18 protein-coding genes and 1 pseudogene are annotated in these 21280 nt (G+C 71.6%); 5 read left to right on the top strand and 14 right to left on the bottom strand.

Going from position 1 to position 21280, the window contains the following annotated elements:
• Positions 1-65: 65 nt before the first annotated feature.
• Entirely contained in the window at positions 66-572 is a 507-nt protein-coding gene (locus tag ACFU53_RS25380; RefSeq protein WP_383996635.1) for a CGNR zinc finger domain-containing protein, read from the bottom strand.
• Between the two features lie 106 nt (positions 573-678).
• On the opposite strand from ACFU53_RS25380, the gene ACFU53_RS25375 reads away from it, so the two are divergent.
• On the top strand, positions 679-1041 hold the full coding sequence (locus tag ACFU53_RS25375) for a VOC family protein (RefSeq protein ID WP_383996632.1): 363 nt from the start codon (positions 679-681) through the stop codon (positions 1039-1041).
• A gap of 164 nt (positions 1042-1205) precedes the next feature.
• On the opposite strand, the gene ACFU53_RS25370 is transcribed toward ACFU53_RS25375, so the two are convergent.
• The 4 genes from ACFU53_RS25370 to ACFU53_RS25355 all read right to left on the bottom strand — a co-directional run bounded on the left by ACFU53_RS25370 (position 1206) and on the right by ACFU53_RS25355 (position 5704).
• Positions 1206-2627 (bottom strand): dipeptidase, encoded by a 1422-nt coding sequence (locus ACFU53_RS25370; protein ID WP_383996629.1) that lies wholly within the window; start codon positions 2625-2627, stop codon positions 1206-1208.
• A 149-nt stretch (positions 2628-2776) separates the two neighbouring features.
• Positions 2777-3964, bottom strand: a complete 1188-nt coding sequence (locus ACFU53_RS25365) for a dipeptidase (protein ID WP_383996652.1) — start codon at positions 3962-3964, stop codon at positions 2777-2779.
• A 79-nt stretch (positions 3965-4043) separates the two neighbouring features.
• Positions 4044-4568 (bottom strand): 5-(carboxyamino)imidazole ribonucleotide mutase, encoded by a 525-nt coding sequence (gene purE / locus ACFU53_RS25360; RefSeq protein ID WP_383996626.1) that lies wholly within the window; start codon positions 4566-4568, stop codon positions 4044-4046.
• Positions 4565-5704, bottom strand: coding sequence for a 5-(carboxyamino)imidazole ribonucleotide synthase (locus ACFU53_RS25355; protein WP_383996623.1), 1140 nt, complete (start codon positions 5702-5704; stop codon positions 4565-4567). The genes purE and ACFU53_RS25355 overlap by 4 nt, the downstream gene beginning before the upstream one ends.
• Before the next feature lie 252 nt (positions 5705-5956).
• On the opposite strand from ACFU53_RS25355, the gene ACFU53_RS25350 reads away from it, so the two are divergent.
• Entirely contained in the window at positions 5957-6520 is a 564-nt protein-coding gene (locus tag ACFU53_RS25350; protein WP_383996620.1) for a GtrA family protein, read from the top strand.
• Between the two features lie 216 nt (positions 6521-6736).
• Here ACFU53_RS25350 and ACFU53_RS25345 read toward each other — a convergent pair whose 3' ends face one another.
• Together ACFU53_RS25345 and ACFU53_RS25340 are read right to left on the bottom strand one after the other, a co-directional pair.
• Positions 6737-8005 (bottom strand): ATP-binding protein, encoded by a 1269-nt coding sequence (locus ACFU53_RS25345; RefSeq protein ID WP_383996617.1) that lies wholly within the window; start codon positions 8003-8005, stop codon positions 6737-6739.
• A gap of 327 nt (positions 8006-8332) precedes the next feature.
• Entirely contained in the window at positions 8333-9010 is a 678-nt protein-coding gene (locus ACFU53_RS25340) for a response regulator transcription factor (RefSeq protein ID WP_383996614.1), read from the bottom strand.
• Positions 9011-9349: 339 nt separating this feature from the next.
• Between ACFU53_RS25340 and ACFU53_RS25335 the strand changes: the two are divergent.
• Positions 9350-10023: pseudogene (locus ACFU53_RS25335) on the top strand (oligopeptide:H+ symporter); the annotation flags it as partial.
• 67 nt (positions 10024-10090) lie between these two features.
• On the opposite strand, the gene ACFU53_RS25330 reads toward ACFU53_RS25335, so the two are convergent.
• The 4 genes from ACFU53_RS25330 to ACFU53_RS25315 form a co-directional block, all read right to left on the bottom strand.
• Positions 10091-11149, bottom strand: a complete 1059-nt coding sequence (locus tag ACFU53_RS25330) for a hypothetical protein (protein ID WP_383996649.1) — start codon at positions 11147-11149, stop codon at positions 10091-10093.
• A gap of 157 nt (positions 11150-11306) precedes the next feature.
• The gene (locus ACFU53_RS25325) at positions 11307-12050 is read right to left on the bottom strand and encodes an LPXTG cell wall anchor domain-containing protein (RefSeq protein WP_383996611.1); all 744 of its coding nucleotides are present in this window, start codon (positions 12048-12050) and stop codon (positions 11307-11309) included.
• A 233-nt stretch (positions 12051-12283) separates the two neighbouring features.
• Positions 12284-12799, bottom strand: a complete 516-nt coding sequence (locus tag ACFU53_RS25320; RefSeq protein ID WP_383996608.1) for an ATP-binding protein — start codon at positions 12797-12799, stop codon at positions 12284-12286.
• A gap of 449 nt (positions 12800-13248) precedes the next feature.
• Positions 13249-13617 carry an STAS domain-containing protein gene (locus ACFU53_RS25315; protein ID WP_383996605.1) on the bottom strand — a complete coding sequence of 123 codons (369 nt, stop codon included), beginning with the start codon at positions 13615-13617 and terminating at the stop codon, positions 13249-13251.
• Positions 13618-13852: 235 nt separating this feature from the next.
• Here ACFU53_RS25315 and ACFU53_RS25310 point away from each other — a divergent pair, with 235 nt between their 5' ends.
• Entirely contained in the window at positions 13853-14767 is a 915-nt protein-coding gene (locus ACFU53_RS25310) for an RNA polymerase sigma factor SigF (protein ID WP_383996602.1), read from the top strand.
• A 277-nt stretch (positions 14768-15044) separates the two neighbouring features.
• A complete protein-coding gene (locus tag ACFU53_RS25305; protein WP_383996598.1) occupies positions 15045-17249 on the top strand; it encodes a ricin-type beta-trefoil lectin domain protein in 2205 nt (734 codons plus the stop codon).
• 34 nt (positions 17250-17283) lie between these two features.
• Here ACFU53_RS25305 and hutI read toward each other — a convergent pair whose 3' ends face one another.
• The 3 genes from hutI to ACFU53_RS25290 are packed head-to-tail and all read right to left on the bottom strand — an operon-like array spanning position 17284 to position 21199.
• Positions 17284-18591, bottom strand: a complete 1308-nt coding sequence (gene hutI / locus ACFU53_RS25300) for an imidazolonepropionase (protein WP_383996595.1) — start codon at positions 18589-18591, stop codon at positions 17284-17286.
• A complete protein-coding gene (locus ACFU53_RS25295; RefSeq protein WP_383996592.1) occupies positions 18588-19943 on the bottom strand; it encodes a formimidoylglutamate deiminase in 1356 nt (451 codons plus the stop codon). The genes hutI and ACFU53_RS25295 overlap by 4 nt, the downstream gene beginning before the upstream one ends.
• Positions 19940-21199 (bottom strand): allantoate amidohydrolase, encoded by a 1260-nt coding sequence (locus ACFU53_RS25290; protein WP_383996647.1) that lies wholly within the window; start codon positions 21197-21199, stop codon positions 19940-19942. The genes ACFU53_RS25295 and ACFU53_RS25290 overlap by 4 nt, the downstream gene beginning before the upstream one ends.
• Positions 21200-21280 lie beyond the last annotated feature (81 nt).

Genomic DNA, 21280 nt, shown 5'->3' with positions numbered 1-21280 from the left:
CAGTCGGCCGGAACGGCGTCTTCCCACATTCTCCACCGTTCGGGCCGCGGGCGGGGGCGAAGCGCTTACTTCGCTCGGTAGCGGCGCATCTTCGCGCGGGCGCCGCACACCTGCATCGAGCACCAGCGGCCGCGTCCGGCCGGGCTGCGGTCGTAGTACGCCCAGTGGCAGTCGGGGGCCTCGCAGGCCTTGAGACGTTGCCAGGTGCCGGCCGTGAGGGCCTCGGCGACGGCCGCGGCCACTCGGGAGACGAGGGGGGCCGGGTCGGCGGCGGGGCGCAGCGTCGCGGAGCCGTCCTCGGCGGAGACCGCGACGACCAGGGGTGCGGCGGCCAGGAGCTCGCCGAGTGGGGTCACCGGGCGGTGCGGTGCGTGGCCGGCATGGGCCAGCAGGGTCGCCCGGAGGGACTCCCGCAGTCCGCGTACGGCCGTGATGTCGTCCTCGGCCGTCAGGTTCAGGCCGGCGCGGCCCTCCAGGGTGCCCAAGGCGTCGGCGCCCGTCTCCATGTCCAGCGTGTTGACCAGGCTCTCGACGAGGGCGAGGCCGCCGGGGGCGGACGCTCTCTCACTCATGACGGTGACGTTACCGCTAATGGGGATGCATGAGGTAACCGTTACTGGTTACTCTGCCCTACAGGTAACCGAAGTCACGCGAGCAGGAACGAGCAAGGAGAAGGCCATGGCCATCGCCAAGCTGGATGTCGTCGTTCTGGACTGTCCCGACCCGGCCGCGCTCGCCGGGTTCTACGCCGAGGTGATCGGCGGGAAGGTAAGCGGGGAGGGGGACTGGGTGGACCTGGAGGTGCCGGGTGGGGGTGCGCGGCTGGCGTTCCAGGAGGCGCCGGGGTTCGTGGCGCCGGAGTGGCCCTCGTCGGAGCGGTCGCAGCAGTTCCATCTCGATCTCGCCGTGGAGGACATGGACGCGGCGGAGAAAGAGGTGCTGGCGCTCGGGGCGAGGGTGCTGGACGCGGAGGACCGTGAGCGGGGGTTCCGGGTGTACGCGGATCCGGCGGGGCATCCGTTCTGTCTGTGTGCGTGCTGAGTACGCGGTAGGGGAGGGGCGCGGGGGGGTGTTCGGCGGCTGCGGGTTTCCGTGGCTTGTCGCGCCGACGCGGCGGAGCCGCAGATCGATACAGCCCCGCGCCCCTGAAAAGCATCCCCGCGCCCCCTGGTCGAAAGGCAGGGGCGCGGGGTGCGCGGCGGTGGTCAGCCGTCCAGCTCCGCGATCCTCGCCGTCGATGCGTCCCGGCGGTCTTTTGCCGCTCGTGCCGTGAAGTCGGCTGTGCGGAGGACTCGTTGGACGTTTCCCCAGGTGAGGAGGGCGAGGTCGGGTTCGGACCAGCCTCGGTGCATGAGTTCGGCGACGAGGCGGGGGTAGCAGGAGGCGTCGGTGAGGTCCTGGGGGTGGGCGGCGCCGGAGTCGTAGGTGCCGGAGAGGCCGACGCACTCGGGGCCGGCGATCGCGCGGACGTGGTCGAGGTGGTCGGCGACGTCATGGACGGACGGGCCGGTCTGCTCGGCGGTGAGCGGCACCATGCACAGGCCGCGGGCCTCGCCCAGCGCGGCGAGGAGGTCGTCGGGGAGGTTGGCGGGGTGGGGCCGTAGGGCGCCGGCCGCCGAGCGGGTGCACAGGGCCGGGGCGCGGGAGACCGCGAGCGCCCGGCGGAAGGTCGGCTCGGAGGCGCCGGAGAGATCGGCGAGGACGCCGATGCGGTTCATCTCGCGGACCACCTCCTCGCCGAACCTGCTCAGCCCGGACTCGCCCGCCCAGGACGCGGCCGCGAGGGTCAGGGCCTTGAGGCCGAGCGCGTGCAGGGCGCGCAGGATGCCGAGGGAGTCGCCGATCGCCGGGGCTCCGGCGGGGCCGAGCAGGACGGCGACGCGGCCGCAGTTGCGGGCGTCGGTGGTCTCCCCCGCGCTGTGCACGAGCCGCAGGCCCTCGGGGTGGGCGTGGACGACCGTCCGGACCAGGTCCAGCTGCTCCAGGGTGGCGCCGACGGCCTGCTCGCCCGTCAGGCCCTCCGGCAGGTGCAGCGACCAGAACAGCGCGCCGATGTGGCCCTTGCGCATCCGCGGCACATCGGTGTCCACGCCGCCCTCGCCCAGCTCCAGGTCGTACCGGGGCAACTGACGCAACACCGACGGCAGCCCGCTGTAGCCGTCGGCCACGGGGTGCGCGACAAGAAAGGCGTGCGCCTCGGCCAGCTCGGACGAGGGCTCGGCGGTCCCGGCCACGACGGTCTCGGCCCCGGATGCCTCGGCGGCCCGGACCCGGACGGTCCCGGCCTCGGGCCGCTCGCCGCCCGGGCCAGAGGTGCCGGAGGCGTCGGCGGCGGAGGCGGGGGAAGCGGGGGAAGCGGGGGAAGTGCCTGCGGCGCGACTGCCCTCGGCGTGGCCGACGGCAGCGGCTCGGTCGCCGTCCGTTCGGCTGCCGCCGGGTCGGTCGGCGCCCGTTCGGCTGCCGTCGGGGCGGTCGGCGTCGGCTCGGTCGGCGTCGCCGGGGGCTATCGGTTCGGCCACCGGCGGGTGGTGGCCGCGTTTCGGCTTGGCCTTCGTGCGGGTGGTGGGGGGCGGGTCGAGTTCGCCGGCCTCCCCCGCCGCTTGCAGTTCGTCCTGCAGATCTGCCATGGCGGACCTCCGTAGCCGTTGGGTGATCGCAGTACTCGTCACCGTGGCACGGAGCCCGTCCGCCTTCCTGGTGGGTGGGTCGTTCGGGTTGTACGGCCGCCGCGGGGCCGCCGTACGCCACCCGGGTGACGCCCGGGCGGCGCCCGGTGTCACCCGTCCAGCTGCGCCGGCGTCGCGTTCGACGGGCCCGTACGGGCCTGGAGGTCCCGGGCCACATCCTCCGCCGCACCCAGCACCCGGACCGCGTTCTGCCAGGTCAGCTTGGCCAGGTCGGTCCGGGACCAGCCGCGGTCGAGGAGCTCGGCGATCAGGTTCGGGTAGCAGGAGACGTCGCCCAGGCCGTCCGGGGTGAAGGCCGTGCCGTCGTAGTCGCCGCCGATGCCGAGGTGGTCGATGCCGGCGACCTCGCGCATGTGGTCGAGATGGTCCGCGACCGTGGACACCGTGGCGACCGGGCGGGGGTTCCGCTCCTCGAAGGCGCGGTGGACCGCCATCCCCTCGGGGGTGGTGTCGAGGTGGTGGAGGCCGTGGGCCCGCATGTTCTCGTCGGCGGCGGCCGTCCAGTCGACGGCGGCCTGGAGCACGAACTTCGGCACGAACGTCACCATCGCCACTCCCCCGTTGGCCGGGAGCCGCTCCAGGATGTCGTCCGGGATGTTGCGGGGGTGATCGCAGACGGCCCGCGACGACGAGTGGGAGAAGATCACCGGGGCCGTCGACGTGTCGAGCGCGTCACGCATCGTCGTCGCGGCCACGTGCGAGAGGTCGACGAGCATGCCCTCGCGGTTCATCTCCCGGACGACCGCCCGGCCGAAGGCCGACAGACCGCCGACCGCGGCCTCGTCGGTCGCGGAGTCCGCCCAGGCGATGTTGTCGTTGTGCGTGAGCGTCATGTAGCGGACGCCGAGCGCGTACAGCGCCCGCAGGGTGGCGAGGCTGTTGTCGATGGAGTGGCCGCCCTCGGCGCCCATGAGGGACGCGACGCGGCCCTCGGCGCGAGCCGCCTCCATGTCGGCTGCGGTCAGCGCGGCCCGCAGCTCCGCCGGGTAACGGTCGATCAACTGCCGTACACAGTCGATCTGTTCGAGCGTCGCGGGAACCGCTCCCGGCAAGGCCGCGGCATCCGAGGGGACGTACACCGACCAGAACTGCGCCCCGACTCCGCCCGCGCGCAGCCGCGCCAGGTCGGTGTGCAGATAGGCGCTCTGGTCGGTGGCGATGTCCCGCGCGTCGAGGTCGTAGCGGACCTGCTCGCGCAGCGCCCAGGGCAGATCGTTGTGCCCGTCCGCGACCGGGAACTCCCGCAGCAGCTCCCGGGCCGCCTCCAGCGATGCCATATCCATGTCCCCCGTATCCCCCGTGATCCCCGTCATTCCGTTACGCCTACCTCTAGCTGCTCTGCTTCTGCTTCTGCTTCTACTTCCCGAAGCCGAAGCCGCCGCCGGCTCCGTCGACCTTGGTGCGCAGGCGCTTGCCCTTCTCGGTGGCCTGGTCGTTCAGCTCCTGCTGGAACTCCCGCATACGGCCGAGGAGTTCCTCATCGTGCGTGGCCAGGATCCGCGCGGCCAGCAGACCGGCGTTGCGGGCCCCGGCGACGGAGACCGTCGCGACGGGCACACCGGCCGGCATCTGCACGATCGACAGCAGGGAGTCCATCCCGTCGAGGTACTTCAGCGGCACGGGGACGCCGATGACCGGCAGCGGGGTCACGGACGCGAGCATGCCGGGCAGATGGGCTGCGCCGCCCGCTCCCGCGATGATCACCTTGATCCCCCGGCCCGCGGCCTCCTCGCCGTACGCGACCATCTCGCGCGGCATCCGGTGCGCGGAGACGACGTCGACCTCGTACTCGATCTCGAACTCGTCGAGGGCCTGCGCGGCGGCCTCCATGACGGGCCAGTCGGAGTCCGACCCCATGACAATGCCTACGACGGGGCTCATTCGGTGATCGTGCCTCTCAGGTAACCGGCAGCGTGACGGGCGCGCTCCAGCACGTCGTCGAGGTCGTCGCCGTAGGTGTTGACGTGACCGACCTTACGGCCGGGCTTCACGTCCTTGCCGTACATGTGGATCTTGAGCTGTGGGTCGCGGGCCATGCAGTGCAGGTACGCGGAGTACATGTCGGGGTAGTCGCCGCCGAGGACGTTGACCATGACGGTCCACTTCGCGCGCGGGCGCGGGTCGCCCAGCGGCAGGTCGAGGACGGCCCGTACGTGGTTGGCGAACTGCGAGGTGATCGCGCCGTCCTGGCTCCAGTGGCCGGAGTTGTGGGGGCGCATGGCCAGCTCGTTGACGAGGATGCGACCGTCGTGGGTCTGGAACAGCTCTACGGCCAGGTGGCCGATCACGTCCAGTTCCTTGGCGATGGTGAGGGCCAGTTCCTCGGCCTTGAGGGCGAGGGCCGGGTCGAGGCCGGGGGCGGGCGCGATGACGGTGTCGCAGACGCCGTTCACCTGCTGCGACTCCACGACCGGGTACGCGACGGCCTGGCCGTGCGGCGACCGTACGACGTTGGCGGCCAGCTCCCGTACGAAGTCGACCTTCTCCTCCGCGAGGACCGGGACGCCGACGCGGAAGGGCTCGGCGGCGTCCTCGACCGACCGGACGACCCACACGCCCTTGCCGTCGTAGCCGCCGCGGACCGTCTTGAGGATGACCGGAAACCCATCGCCCTCGGCGGCGAAAGCGGCCACGTCGTCGGGGTCCGCGACGATGCGGTGCCGTGGGCACGGCACACCGATCGCGTCGAGCTTCGCGCGCATCACCCCCTTGTCCTGGGCATGCTGGAGCGCGTCCGGGCCCGGGCGGACGGGGATGCCGTCCGCCTCCAGGGCCCGTAGATGCTCGGTGGGTACGTGTTCGTGATCGAAGGTGATCACGTCGCAGCCCTGCGCGAACGCACGCAGCGTGTCGAGGTCGCGGTAGTCGCCGATGACGACATCGCCGACGACCTGCGCCGCGGAATCCTGAGGGGTGTCACTGAGGAGCTTGAACCTGATGCCGAGCGGGATGCCCGCCTCGTGTGTCATACGAGCGAGCTGACCCCCGCCGACCATGCCGACTACCGGGAACGTCACTCCCCCAGGGTATCGGCCACGGAATCGGCCACTCCCGGGTGCCCGTTTTCCCCGCCCATTTCCCCCCTGGACCGCTCCCGTACGGCCCCTGGACCGTTGCTGTGAGCTTCTGCACAGGCATAACCAAGGGGCGCTGGTTAGCATGGCTGAACCAGTGGATTTCGACCGAAGATCAACTCATTTCGGACGGAACAGCAACCGGCTGACCACCGGCACGACACCGACCGGACCGAGCGACGGGGGCCGCACACGATGGGAAATACCACCTCGGGGCCTGATACGAAGCCCCGCGGCGCCCTGCGCCGCCGGATGGACCTGTTCGTACGGGAGGTCGCCAAGTTCGGCGCGGTGGGCGGTGCGGGGCTGTTGGTGAACCTCGCCGTGTTCAACCTCATGCGGCACACCACCGACCTGCAGGTCGTCCGGGCCAGTGTCATCGCCACGGTCGTGGCCATCGCTTTCAACTACGTCGGGTTCCGCTACTTCACGTACCGGGACCGCGACAAGAGCGGCCGTACGAAGGAGCTGTCGCTCTTCCTGCTGTTCAGCGCGGTCGGGCTGGTGATCGAGAACGGGGTGTTGTACACCGCGACGTACGGCTTCGGCTGGGACAGCCCTCTGCAGTCCAACATCTTCAAGTTCCTCGGCATCGGCATCGCGACCCTCTTCCGGTTCTGGTCGTACCGCACCTGGGTGTTCCGGACCCTCCCGGCCCGCGAGGCGGTGGCAAGCGCGGAATCGTTCCTCGAAGCGGAAGACCCCCACCCACCCGCCCTTACCGGGGGTGCGGCAAAGCGCTCAAACGGCAGGGCGTAGACCTTAGACCTGGCGGGGCGTGGAACCGGCAGACCTGGCGGGCAAGCGACGGGGCCGTACAGCCGCCGCTCAGGGCCGCACCCCTCAAGGGGCGCGGGGAACTGCGCGATCAACCACGATCGACCCGCAGTCGCCGTCGCCGTCCTACACCTCGGAGCTACGACGCATCCGCGAACGCCCACCCGTACCGAACCGCCGAGCTACCGAGCTACCGAACTACCGAACAGGCCGGTCGTCGCCGGACGGCGTCCGCACCGGTGTACGCGACAGGAACAGCCCGAACACCGGCGGCTGCGCCTGGAGCATCTCCAGGCGCCCCCCGTCGGCCTCCGCGAGGTCGCGCGCCACGGCCAGCCCGATCCCCGTCGAGTTGCGCCCGCTGATCGCCCGCTCGAAGATCCGCGCCCCGAGTTCGGCGGGTACGCCGGGCCCCTCGTCGGTGACCTCGATCACCGCCTGGTTCCCGGTGACGCGCGTGCGCAACGCCACCGTGCCGCCGCCGTGCATGAGCGAGTTCTCGATCAGCGCTGCCAGCACCTGCGCGACCGCGCCCGGCGTGCCCACGGCCTGGAGGTGCCGCTTGCCCGAACTGACCACGGCGCGGCCGGCGCTGCGGTAGGCCGGCCTCCACTCCTCCAGCTGCTGCTTGATGACCTCGTCGAGCTCGAAGGAGACGGCAGAGCCGTTGCGGGGGTCACGGGAGTTGGTGAGGAGCCGTTCCACGACGTCCGTGAGGCGCTCGACCTGGGTGAGCGCGATGTGCGCCTCCTCCTTCACCGTGGCGAGATCGTCGGTGAGGGTGATCTCCTCCAGCCGCATGGACAGCGCGGTCAGCGGCGTACGCAGCTGATGGGACGCGTCCGCCGCGAGGCGCCGCTCGGCGGTCAGCATGCGGCCGATGCGCTCGGCGGAGGCGTCCAGTACGTCCGCGACCCGGTCCAGCTCCGGGACGCCGTACCTCTTGTGGCGGGGCCGTGGGTCGCCGGAGCCGAGCCGTTCGGCGGTCTCGGCGAGGTCCGTGAGGGGGGAGGCGAGGCGGTTGGCCTGGCGTACGGCGAGGAGCACGGCGGCGATGACGGCGAGCAGGGCGACCGCCGCGATGATCAGCAGCGTACGGCCGACCTCGCGGCTGACCGCCGAGCGGGACTCCTCGACCGTGACGACCTCGTCCTTCTCGCCCTTGGCCTCGTGGCGGATGACGTCGCCGACGGGCTTCTCGCCGATCTCGATCGCGGTCTGGCCGGGGATCTCAATACGGGCGTAACGCTCGTCGCCGACCTGGTCCCTGAGGACCTCCGCGGTGATCCGTTCGTCGCCGATGATGCGGCTGTCCACGATGCTCGTCAGCTGGACCGCCTCGGACTCCACGCGTTCCTGGGCACTGTTGCTGATCGTGCGGGTCTCGACGATGACGAGGGAGACGCCGAAGACCGCGATGACGACGAGGACGACGGCGAGGGTGGACTGGATGAGACGGCGACGCACGGTTGCCCTCCGGGCGGGGCGGGTGTTCTTGGACCTCTGATTGTGCGGCACCCGGCGCCTGCCGCTGGGCGGGGGTCGGGGGTCGGGGGTCGGGGGTCGGTTTCGCCTACCGGCGCCGGCAGGGTGCCGCCGCGCCCACCCGTGCCGCCCCAGCGGCACGGCTGCCCGCAGCCAGGAAGCCGGGTAGGCAGCAGGGCCTCGCCCCGTGAGGGGCGCGGGGAACCGCGCGATCAGCCACGCCCCACCCGCGACCGCCACACCACACGCGCCCCCGAACTACTGGGCACCCTGCCCCACCCGCTCAGTTCACCCGCTCAGTTCACCCGCTCAGTTCTTCTCGAACCGGAACCCGACGCCCCGCACCGTCGCGATGTACCGCGGATTCGCCGCGTCGTCGCCCAGCTTCTTCCGCAGCCAGGAGATGTGCATGTCGAGAGTCTTCGTCGACGACCACCACGTCGTGTCCCAGACCTCGCGCATCAGCTGGTCACGGGTGACGACGCGACCCGCGTCGCGCACAAGCACCCGCAGCAGGTCGAACTCCTTCGCGGTGAGCTGAAGCTCCTCGTCCCCCATCCACGCCCGGTGCGACTCGACGTCGATCCGCACCCCATGGGTGGCAGGCGGCTGCGCCTGCTCCGCGGCGCCGCGCCGGAGCAGGGCCCGGACGCGGGCCAGCAACTCGGCGAGCCTGAAGGGCTTGGTGACGTAGTCGTCGGCACCCGCGTCGAGGCCGACGACGGTGTCCACCTCGTCGGCGCGCGCGGTCAGGATGAGGATCGGGATGGCGTGGCCCTCGGCGCGCAGCCGGCGGGCCACCTCCAGGCCGTCCATGCCGGGCAGCCCCAGGTCCAGGACGACCAGGTCGACGCCACCCTGCATTCCGGCGTCCAGCGCGGTGGGTCCGTCCTCGCGGACCTCCACCTCGTACCCTTCCCGGCGCAGTGCGCGAGCCAACGGCTCCGAGATGGACGCGTCGTCCTCGGCGAGCAGTACACGGGTCATGGAGTGATGGTAGTCCGCCGAGAACCGCAGGTGGAGGGTGATCGGCAAGCACGATTCACACCTTTGTCCGACGCTGCTCTTACTTCCCCGGGGCATGATCCACTGCGGCGGGCGTTTCGTCCCACTCCGGTGAAGATCCGCGCCCATGCGTGAAGAAGACGCTTGGGTCCGGTGCCGATCACGCGCCGATCCCGTGAACATGACCCCGCCGTACCACGCCACCCATGGCCTCACCCTGCGTCTGCATGCGGTGAACCTATGAATGACCTTCGAATATGCACTCGCAATTGCCTTCTTACCTGTGATTCACCTCTCAAGCCCTTCCGCTTCCCGCACGAACCGGCCGGTGTGCTGCTGCGCATCAAGCGGGACAGGGAACTGACCACCGCCGAGCAGTCGAAGATGACCGGCTACATCTGGTTCTTCGTCGCCGCCGCCGTGTTCTGGATGATCTACGACCAGGGCGCGTCCACGGTCCAGGCGTTCGGCTCGAACGACAAGCAGGTGGCCGGCTCGCTGCTCGGCTTCGAGTTCCCGACCTCCTGGTACCAGTCGCTGAACCCGCTGTTCATCATGGGCTGTGGCTGAACCGACAGGGCAGGGAGCCCGGCACGGCCGTGAAGTTCGCGATGGCGTTGGTGCTCATCGGTATCTCGTTCTTCTTCTTCCTGATCCCGCTGGGGATGGCGGCGGACGGCACCCTGGCCAGCCCCATGTGGCTGGTGGGCATCTACTTCATCCAGACCGTCGGTGAACTGTGCCTCTCCCCGGTCGGCCTGTCTGACGACGAGATGGCCCCGGCCAAGTACGCCGGCCAGATGATGGGCGTGTAGTTCCTCGCGGTCACCGCGGGCGACTCCCTCACCGGCCTGCTCTCCAACCCCGCCGTCGGCGGCTTCGACCTCAGCGGCACCGGCATGGTCGCCGTCGAGGCCGCCCTCGCCGTCCTCGCCGGCTTCGCGATCTACATGTACCGCAGGAAGGTCAGGGCCCTCACGGGCGACGTCAACTGAGGCCGACGCCTGACGGTTCGTGGGAAGAGCCGCCGTACCTCCGGGTGCGGCGGCCCTTTCTCGCCTCTCACGTGGATGAGTCCTCCTGCGACGAGGAGAGCCGCACGGCCCGCGGCGCCCCCGGATCGGTGTCCGGTGTGAACCACGGCAGGGCCGGGGTCGTACGCGACGGGGACGCCGTACGGGGTTGCGCGTGCGCGGCGGTCGAGGCACTCGGCCTGGGCACCCACACGGGAAGCCCGGGCATCCGCAGCCTCCGTTCGGGGGCCTTGCGCCCCGGCCGCACCCGGTCCACCACGGCCATCCCGATGCGGAACGACGCGGCCGGTACGACGGCGCAGAGCATCAGCCAGAAGAGGGTGACGCCCCAGGGTCGGCCCACGTTCCACGGCTGTTCGGCGAGGACCTTGCCGCCGTACTTGAGGGAGACGGTGTAGTCGCCGTGGGCCCCGGCCGCGAGGTCGACCGGCAGGGTGATGCGGGTCTGGCGGCCCGGCTGGATCGTGCCGCGCCACTGCTGTTCCTCCCACTGCGGCGCGAACACTCCGTGGGAGGTGCCGACCTGGAAGACGGGGTTCTTGACCGGGGAGGTGCCGACGTTGCCGACGGTGAAGACCAGTTCGCGGGTCGGCGGCGCCCCGAACCAGGTCAACAGCCCGCCGGAGCCCTTCAGCCGACTGTCCGTCAGAAGCGAGAGCCGTCCGCCGGCCGCCTCCTGCGGCAACGGCTCGACCGAGTGCCCGGCGACCTGGAAGACCGCGTCGGCCTCCGCCTTCGGGCCCGTGATGGTGGAGACGTGCACGACGCACGGGCACGGCACCGGCGGCTCGGCCACCGGCAACTCCCGGCGGAAGTCGCCCTTGTCGTCGGCGGTCACGGCCCGCCCGTCGGCGTTGGCACAGGAGTCGGTGCCGCCGGGCACACCCCGCGACGGCACGGACCGACCGCAGATCAACACCATCAGGATCGCCTTCGGCCGCCAGCCACCGCCGGTCACGGTGACCGAACCACCGGCCCCCGCCTGCGACTTGGACAGCCTCACGGTCGGCTTGTCCGCGGCGTGCGCGGGCCCGCCGACGAAGGGCGCCCCGAGCACCACGACGAGGGCAAGCAGCACCGTGAGCACCCTCGCCGCGGCCGAGTACGAGGCCGAGTTCAAGTACGAGCACGAGTACGAGCACGAGCACGAGGCCGAACACGAACGCGAGTACGAACACGAGGCCGAGTACGAGCACGAGTACGACGTCGGGATCCGTCGCCTTCTGATCACGTTCCGGCTCCCGTCAGCGACGTACCGCCTGGTTCCTGCGTGTCACCCACAGCACCCCCGCCGTCCCCGCGAGCAGCACCGTGCCGCCGAGCGTGCCGAGCGCGACCGCCGAGTCCAGGGGCCCGGTCTGCGGAAGCTCACCCTCCGAACCGCCCGACCCACTCGCACCACCCGATCCACCGGTGTCGGAACCGCCCCCCGTACCGCCCGAGGCGCTCCCGCCCGCGGCGGTGACGTCGAGAGTCAGCGACGGGCCGGGGTCGTTGCCCGGCGTGCAGGTCGTCACCGTGCCGAGGGCCTTGATGGTGAGCACGCCCGCGGTGAAGTCGACCTTGCCGGTCTCCTTCGGGGTGTACGTGCCGCTCAGGTCATTGATCTTGATCGGCGTGTTGGCCGGAATCGCCTCCGGGTTCGCCGGCCCCGTCACCGTGAGCGTCCCGCTGTCGGCCCCGCCCAGCTCGATCGTGGCGCTCGGCGTCATCGCCCCCTTGCCCAGCTCGACCGGGCTGGACGACACGCCCTTCTGCCACGACATCGTGATCTTGTAGCCGTCACCGCTCTCGACACCCTTGATGTCGATCGGCGACACCGCGGACTTGTCCCCGATCGGCGTCTTGCAGTTGTACTCGACGTCCACGACCTCGGCATGGGCCACCGGGGCGGCCATCAGCACCGCCGAGCCGGCCAGGGCCGCGAGGGAAGCGAGCGCGGCGGTTCGTTTCTGGTACGTCCGGTACGACACCTCGGCACCCCACATTCTGACGGAACATCAGATCGGCGGCTCAAGGTACGCCGGGGCTCGTGGAGAAGGAAGACACACGCAGGTGTTGGATGTGTGACGGCAGGGCGCGCCTCGGCATTTTGCTTTCATGGGCGCGGGGCTGTGACATCTGCGGCTCCGCCGCGAGGGCGCGATCAGCCACGAACAACCCGCGGCCCGAAAACGGCCGCCCGCGCCACGGCGGTTCTCGGCTCACGTAAGCGGAGCGCCTACGCAGGTGCCCCCAACTCGGCCCAAACCGTCTTCCCGGCCGCGCCGGGCGCCCGTACAACCCCCCAGTCGAGACAGAGTCGCTGCACGATGAACATCCCGTGCCCACCCGGCCGCCCGGCCCGATGCGGCGTCCGCGGCGCCGGGTTCCCCGCCCCCCGGTCGGACACCTCGATCCGCAGCACCTTGTTGTCGCACCCGATCCACAACTCGGCCGGGCCCTCCGCATGGAGGCACGCGTTGGTGACCAGCTCGGACACCACCAGCAGCACATCCTCCGCCGCCGCCCGCTGGTCCGCGGTCGCGGCGGGCAGCCACCCCCACGCGTACAGGGCCTGGCGGGTGAAGTCACGGGCGAGCGGCACCACCCCGCTCTCACCTTCGAAGCTGAGCCGACGGGACTGACGGCTCGTGGCGGGGGCCTCGGGCGGGTCCCCGCCGGAGGCCCCGGAAGCGCCGCCGGCACCCGGTTCCGGGCCGCGGTCGCCCGGCGAGAAAGGCCGGGTGGTGCTCATCAGCGCTTCACCTCACCGATTCACCAGTTCACGATTCAGGACTCATCAAGGGTGCGGGACCAAGGCCCGCGGTATGTACCGTCTTCTGCTGTCATCCGTTGCGCCATCCGTATTTCCGTCGCACTTCCGTCGTACTGCCGATCCTCTGCCCAGCTGTCGCCGGGCCGATACCGGACCTCTGCCGTACGCGCCGCCACCCGTCCACGCCCCGTCACCGAGCCGTTTCCGGGCCACTGCCGACCCGTTCAGGATGTCTCCTGCCCGAGCGAACCGTCAGAACACCCACGTTTTCGGCACAGAACTTGTGACGCGAATAACCCGCCGCTCGGGATGGGGCACCCAGGGGGGCGGCTCGAACGCGGGGCGACCGGGCCGACGGCTCCGACCGGGCCGGCCGACCGGGCCGACGGCACACCTCGGCGGGGCCACGGGCCGGGCCGGCCACGGCCCTAGTCGCCCAGGGCCGCCTCAAGGGTGTCGTGGACGGTGAACACAGCGTCCGCCCCGGTGATCTCGAAGACCCGCGCCACCGCCGGGAGCATGCCCGCCAGATGGACGCCGCCGCCCGCCGACTCCGCCCTGAGCCGGACGCCCAGCAGGACGTTCAGCCCGGTGGAGTCGCAGAACTCCAGGCGCGAGCAGTCCACCACCAGACGCGCGAATCCCTTTTCCAGGCAGTTCTCAAGTGGCTCACGCAACAGATCAGCGGTGTGGTGATCGAGCTCACCCGCCGGGGTCACGACGGCGCTGGGGCCCTCTTCCCGCACCTCGACCTGTAGCCGGCCCGACTGTGCGCTGCCGACCGTCCCACGGTCCATGCCGTCTCTCTCCCGACCGTCGTGACTGCTGACTCGCCCTCGAACACTACGCCTTCTCCACACTCTCCGACACCCGAACAATCCCCCGAAAAGGGACATTTCGGCACAGTACGCACTTGCGACGGCGTCGTGAAACCGGGTAGGGCTAGTACTGACACCAATCGACACGGTCGGCTTTGGAGGCGCCGCACACCGCAGTGCACGTATTGGCATCGGCGGCCATATGCCGAGAACGATGGAGGACATCATGTCACCCCGGCTCGACGAATCGCATACCCAGAGGGCGACGTCGGCATCCGCCCCGGAAGAGACGCAGGACGACCTCGCCCATGATCCGGGTGACGCGCTCGCCGACCTGCCGGAGATCCCCCCGTACGACAAGGTGGGGCCGGTGGACGCACGGGCGCTGTCCAAGACCCTCTTCGAGCGGCTGGAGTCCCTCGAAGAAGGCACGTACGAATACTCGTACGTGCGCAACACTTTGGTCGAACTCAACCTGGCTCTGGTGAAGTTCGCCGCCTCCCGGTTCCGCTCGCGCAGCGAACCCATGGAGGACATCATCCAGGTCGGCACGATCGGCCTGATCAAGGCGATCGACCGCTTCGAGCTGAGCCGGGGCGTCGAGTTCCCCACTTTCGCGATGCCGACCATCGTCGGCGAGATCAAGCGTTTCTTCCGCGACACGAGCTGGTCCGTGCGCGTTCCGCGCCGACTTCAGGAACTCCGGCTCGACCTGGCCAAGGCCGGTGACGAGCTCGCTCAGAAGCTCGATCGCGCTCCGACGGTGGGAGAGCTGGCGGAGCGCCTCGGGCTGACGAAGGACGAGGTCGTCGAGGGCATGGCGGCGTCGAACGCGTACACCGCCTCGTCGCTGGACGCCCAGCCCGAGGAGGACGACTCCGAGGGCGCGCTGGCGGACCGGATCGGCTACGAGGACCACGGGCTCGAGGGCATCGAGTACGTCGAGTCCCTGAAGCCGCTGATCGCCGGACTGCCGCCGCGTGACCGGCAGATCCTTTCCCTGCGGTTCGTCGCCAATATGACGCAGTCCGAGATCGGGGACGAGCTGGGCATCTCCCAGATGCACGTCTCCCGACTGCTGTCCCGCACGCTGGTACGGCTGCGCAAGGGGCTGACGCTGGAGGAGTGAGCGCGTGCCGGCGCCGACGACATCGGTGACGGCGACGTCGGTGACGGCGACGTCGGTGACGGCGACGTCGGCAGTGACACAAGCCGGCCGGGTACGGCAGGAGTTGAGACACTCCTCCCGAACCCGGCCGAACTGTTCCCGGCCTGCCCCTGTCTCACCCCCTTACCGCAAGAAACCCCTTCCTCGCCGTTCACCTTCCGACACTATGGTCACGCGCCAGACTGTTCGGTATGCCAGAGGCCGACGGGCGGACACGGGGGTGCGAGGAGGCACGAGGATGACTCGGGCTCGGGACGAGCGCCCCGGCGACGACGACAGCCATGAGAACCACCAGGACACCAACGCTCGGGGCACACGCCCCGACGACGTGTCCGAGCACCGGCACACGGACTCGTCCGACGCGCGGCTCACCGCGCTGTTACGCACCGACTCGCCGATCGCGTACACGGCCCTGCGCGAACTGCGCGAACGCCACCACCCGTCGGTCCTCGCCTACGCCCGGCTGTGCGCCGCGAGCGAGTCCTCCGCGCGGGAGCTGGCGACCCAGGCGTTCACCGTCGCCGCCCGGGAGACGGCGCGCGGCACCGAGCCGACGGTCCCCTGGCGCCATCAACTCCTCCTGCTGGCAGTCCGGTCGGCCGCCACCTGGGCCGCGGCAGACGGGGCGGCCGGCCTCGACCCGGCCCTGCGCCTCGTGCTGGACACGGCGGGCCCCGACGGTCCCGTCCCGCCCCTGCTCGCGGCGTTCGCATCCCTGCCGCCCCGCGCCCAGGGCCTGATCTGGTACGGCGTCGTGGAGCGCGAGCCCGACGACCGTACGGCCGTCCTTCTCGGCCTCACCCCCGACGACGTGACGTACAAGCGGGAGTCCGCGCTCCTCGCCCTGCGCCAGGCCTGTCTCAGAGTGCGCCTCGCCGCCTCCGACGACCCGCGCTGCCAGGACTTCCGCCGGCTGATCGAGGAGTCCGTACGACCGGACACCCCCCGTCACAGCACCGACCTGCACACCCACATGGGGCACTGCCCGCACTGCACCGGCGCGTACGAGGAGCTGTGCGCCCTGCGCGACAGCCCGCGCGCGACTCTCGCGGAGGGGTTGCTGCCTTGGGGCGGTACGGCGTACGCGCGAGGCGGGGTGGGGGCGCCTGACGGTGCGGGCGCGCTGGGCGGATCCGGCGCGCGTGGCCGCGGTCGCCCGGGCGCCGGGGCGGAAGCGGCGGAGGATTTCGCGGAGCCGGGGGTCGGGACCGGGGCATGGGCCGGGACCGGGACCGGGACCGGGCCACGGGCAGGCTCCAGAGCAGGAGGTTGGGCGGGAGCGGCGGCTGCGGCTGCCGCCGCGGCAGAGGCATGGGCGGAGTCCGGCCTCGGCTCCGGCTCCGGCATGGACTCCGGCCTCGACTCCGGCTCCGGCTCCGGCTCCGACGCCGGTGGCAGGGATCGCTCGGTGGACGGGGTGCGGGCGGGGCCCCGGGGCGGTGCGTTGGCCGGGGCCGAGGCGTGGGCAGATCCCGGCGCGGGTGCCCAGGCCGGCACTGCAGCCGGGGCCGGGGCGACAGCCGGCACTGGGGCCGACGCGGCAACCGCGGCTGGGAGCAGGGCCGGTGCCGGAACGGGTGCCGGAACGGCGGCTGGGGCCGGGGCGACAGCCGGGGTCGGCAGCGGGGCCGGTGCCGGAGCGGCAGCAAGGGCCGACAGCGTGGCCGGGTCGGTTACCGGGGCCAGGGCTGATGCAGGGACGCCGGGGGCCGGGTGGTCGTCGTCCCGTCGGATCGTGCTGACCTCGGTGGCCCTGGGGGTGGCACTGGCTCCGTTGCTGGCGTTCCTGGCGTTCTCGGGTTCGGTCGGCTCGTCGTCCGACGACGCGGCGGGTTCCGTCGGTACGCCCGCGGCGCCGCCGTCGGGCCCTTTGACCCCGACGGTCCCACCGAGTCCGACGCCGTCCCCGCCCCCTTCGGACACCGAGAGCCCCTCGAAGCCCCCGGAGAAGGAGAAGCCGACGAAGAGCCCGAGTCCGAGCCCGTCGAAGACGGGCCTTCCGACGCCCTCGCTGCCGTACGGGCCGCCGCTGAACGGTGCCTACGCCCAGGTGGTGAACATCGCCTCGGGGCTGTGCCTGGACATCCGGGGCGAGTTGGAGAAGGGCACCGACGTCGTCACGGCCACCTGCTCCTCGCGCGCCACCCAGCGCTGGCGCGTCGACTCCCAGCGGGACGCCCTCCAGTCGTTCGCCGACCCCGACCTGTGCCTCGACAGCCGCGGGGCGACCGACGACGGTGTGGGCATCTGGGAGTGCGACTCGCTGGACGGGGACAACGGCGAGAACCTCCGGTTCGAGGTCGACTCCCGGGGAATGATCCGCCCGGCGATCGCACCCGGGCACGCCGTGACCCCGGACGCGCTCGGCTCCGTCGCCTTCACCGAGGTGTCGGGGCGCGACGGGCAGCGGTGGCGGGCGGGGGCCGGGCCCGTCCACGCCTGAGGCCTCCCTCTCTGATGCCTCCGCCCGAGGCCGGTCAGACCACGCGTACGCCCCTGCGCCACACGCCCGTGACCAGGGGAACTCCCGGCCGGTAGGCGAGGTGGACGTGGCTGGGCGCGTCCAGCCACGCGAGATCGGCGTACGCGCCCGGCGTAAGCCGACCCACGTCGTCACGGCGGAGCGCCCGCGCGCCCCCCGCCGTGGCCGACCAGACCGCCTCGTCCGGCGTCATCCCCATGTCCCGCACGGCGAGCGCGACGCAGAAGGGGACGGACGAGGTGAAGGACGACCCCGGGTTGCAGTCCGTGGAGAGGGCCACGGTGACGCCCGCGTCGAGGAGGCGGCGGGCGTCCGGCCACTCGGCGCGGGTGGAGAACTCGGCGCCTGGGAGGAGGGTGGCGACCGTCCGGCTGTTCGCGAGGGCGTCCACATCGGCGTCGGTGAGGTGGGTGCAGTGGTCCGCGCTCGCCGCGTCCAGTTCCACGGCGAGCTGGACGCCCGGGCCGTACGAGAGCTGGTTGGCGTGGATGCGCGGCTGCAGGCCCTTGGCCTTGCCCGCCGTGAGGATCGCGCGGGCCTGGTCGCCGTCGAAGGCGCCCTTCTCGCAGAAGACGTCGATCCAACGGGCGTACGGGGCGCAGGCGTCGAGCATCTCGCCCGTGACGAGGGCTACGTACGCGGCGGGGTCCTCGGCGTGGTCGGGGGAGACGATGTGGGCGCCGAGGTAGGTGACCTCGTCGGTGTGGGCGGCGGCGATGCGCAGCGCCCTTGCCTCGTCCGCGACGGTCAGGCCGTAGCCGGACTTCGTCTCGAAGGTGGTCGTGCCCTGGCGGAGAGCCTCGCGGAGGTAGCGGGTGAGGTTGGCCTCCAGTTCCTCGTCGGTGGCGGCGCGGGTGGCGGCGACGGTCGTACGGATGCCGCCCGCGCTGTAGGCCCGGCCGGACATGCGGGCGTTGAACTCGGCGGTCCGGTCGCCCGCGAAGACGAGGTGGGAGTGGGAGTCCACGAAGCCCGGGATCACCGCCCGCCCACCGGCGTCGACCCGATTGTCAGTGGCGGGTGCTTTGCTTTGATCACCGGTCCACGCGATGCGTTCACCGTCGATGACGACGGCCGCGTCCTGGATCAGTCCGAGGGGGGATCTGTCGCCGAGGGAGGGGTCGTTGGTGACCAGGGCAGCGATGTTGGTGATGAGCGTGGTCGCGGTGCTCGCGGAATGGGCGGGGCTGACGGTCGTCGGGCTGCTCATGGCGTCCTTGGTTGCCTGGTCGGCGGTGGGGTCGGGTTCGGGGGCTGAGGCCGGCTCGGGGGCCGGCCGCGTGGGCGGGCGGCCGGGGGTCATCCGCGCAGTGCTGCGACGGCGTCCGCGAGGGCTCTCGGCACATCCGGTACGAGCGCGTGCGCCCCGTCCCGTACGACGTGCCGACCTCCCACCACCGTGTGCGACACGTCTGTTGCCGACGCGGCGAATACAGCCGTCTCCGCGCCGAGCCGTGGAAGCGGCCCTGCCGTCCTGACCGAGTCGAGGGCGACCGTGGTGAAGTCGGCGAGCGCACCCTCCTCCAGGGCACCGGCGTCGTCCCAGCCGATCGCCGCGTGGCCGTCGGCCGAGGCCGCCCGCAGGAGGGCCGCCGCCGTCCAGTGACCGCGTGTACGGGTGCGCAGCCGCTCGTTCAGCTCCATCGCGCGCGCCTCTTCGAGCAGGTCGATGACGGCGTGGCTGTCGGAGCCGAGGGAGAGCGGGGAGCCCGCCCGTTGCAGGGCGACGGCCGGTCCGATGCCGTCCGCGAGGTCCCGTTCGGTCGTGGGGCACATGCAGGTGCCGGTGCCGCTGTCGCCGATGAGGGCGATGTCCTCGTCGGTGAGGTGGGTGTTGTGGACGCCGGTCGTGCGGGGGCCCAGCACTCCGTGCTCGGCGAGGAGTTGGGCGGGGGTGCGTCCGTGTGCCTCGCGGCAGGCGTCGTTCTCCGCCGTCTGCTCCGACAGGTGCACATGCAGCGGGGCCCGCCGTTCCTCGGCCCACCGCGCCACCGTCGCCAACTGCCCCGCCGGCACGGCCCGTACGGAGTGCACGGCGGCACCGATCCGCGCGTGATCCCGGTCCTTGAGAACTGAACAGCGTTCCGCCCAGGCCTCCGCCGTCCCGTCGGAGAAGCGGAGCTGGTGGTGGTCGGGTGCCTGTCCGAATCCGGCGGAGAGGTAGGCCGCGTCGAGGAGTGTGATCCGGATGCCCGCCTCGGCGGCGGCCTCGATGAGCGCCTCGCCCATGGCGTTCGGGTCGGCGTACGGAGTGCCGCCGGGGGCGTGGTGCACGTAGTGGAACTCGCCGACGGCGGTGACTCCGGCCAGCGCCATCTCCGCGTACACGGCCCGCGCGAGGGAGTGGTACGTGTCCGGGGTCAGCCGGTCCGCCACGCGGTACATGACTTCGCGCCAGGTCCAGAAGGTGCCCGAGCCGACCTGGACGGTGCCGCGCAGGGCCCGGTGGAAAGCGTGGCTGTGGGCGTTGGCGAGGCCGGGCAGGGTGAGCCCGCGCAGGACGACCGCGCCCGGGGGCGGGGTGGGCGTACCGGTGCGCACGGCGGTGATGCGGCCGGCCTGGGGGGTGCCCTCTCCGGCCACGGTCAGGGTCACGCCCGGCTCGACATGGGTGCCGAGCCAGGCGTGTTCGAGCCAGTAGGTCGTCTCCGTCACCTGCGGGCCAGCCCTTCCAGTACGTCGGCGAGCGCGGTCACCCCGGCCAGGCAGTCGTCCTCGGCGGCGTGCTCGGCCGGGGAGTGCGAGACGCCTGTCGGGTTGCGCACGAACAGCATGGCGGTCGGGACGGTCCCGGAGAGGATCCCGGCGTCGTGTCCGGCGCCGGTCCCGAGCACCGGCACCTTCAGGTCGGCCGCGTCCCGGCCCAGGATGCGGGCGATCTCGTCCCGCAGCGCGTGCTCGAACTCGACGACGGGCGTGAAGGACTCCCGGACGACGTCGAGCTCGATCCCGTGCTCGTGGGCGTAGTCGCGGGCCGCCTCCTCGATCGCGCCGACAACCATGTCCAGCGTCGCCTGGTCCTCGGCGCGGGAGTCGAGCCAGCCGCGCACGAGGGAGGGGATGGCGTTGACCCCGTTCGGCTCGACGGAGATCTTGCCGAAGGTGGCCACCGCCCCGGCGAGCCGTGCCTCCCGGCGTGCCGCGAGCACGGTCTCCGCGTACGACAGCATGGGGTCACGACGGTCGACGAGCCGCGTCGTCCCGGCGTGGTTGGCCTCGCCCCGGAAGTCGAACCGCCACCGGCCGTGCGGCCAGATGGCACTGGCGATCCCGACGGCGTCCCCGGACAGGTCCAGGGCCCGCCCCTGCTCGACATGCAGCTCGACGAACGCCCCGATCCGCGCGAGCCGCTCCGGCTCGGGCCCGATGCCCTCCGGGTCGTACCCGGCAGCCTCCATCGCCCGGGGCAACGTGACCCCGTCCCCGTCGGTCAGCCGCCCCGCCTGTTCGACGGTCAGCTGTCCGGTGGCCAGCCGGGACCCCACACAGGCCAGCCCGAACCGCGCGCCCTCCTCATCACCGAAGTTGACGATCCCGAACGGCTTGTCGAACCGGGCGCCCCGGGCCCGAAGTTCGTCGAGCGCGGCGAAGGACGACACGACGCCGAGGGGGCCGTCGAAGGCCCCACCGTCGGGCACGGAGTCGAGATGCGACCCGGTGACGACAGCGTCCCCCTGCATGGGGTCCCCGAGCCAGGCCCACTGGTTCCCGTTCCGGTCGACCTCGTAGGCCAGCCCACGATCCCGGGCCTGCTCCTCGAACCAGGCCCGGCATTCGGCATCGGCCCCGGTCCACGCGAACCGCCGATACCCACCGGACCCGGGGTGCCGCCCGATGGGCTTGAGCTCCCGCCACATCTCGTGGAAGGAGGCACGGCCGGTGACGGGCTGCGGGCCGCCGCCACCCACCACAGGCTGCGGGCCGCGTTCAGCCACAGGCTGCGGGCTGTCGTTCCGCGGGGCGCTGGGGGTCCCCCCGCTCGAACGGAGTTG

Origin of the sequence: Streptomyces sp. NPDC057474, from assembly GCF_042802555.1 — a bacterium.
Lineage (GTDB): Bacteria > Actinomycetota > Actinomycetes > Streptomycetales > Streptomycetaceae > Streptomyces.
This window is presented reverse-complemented; position numbering and strand designations above follow the sequence as displayed.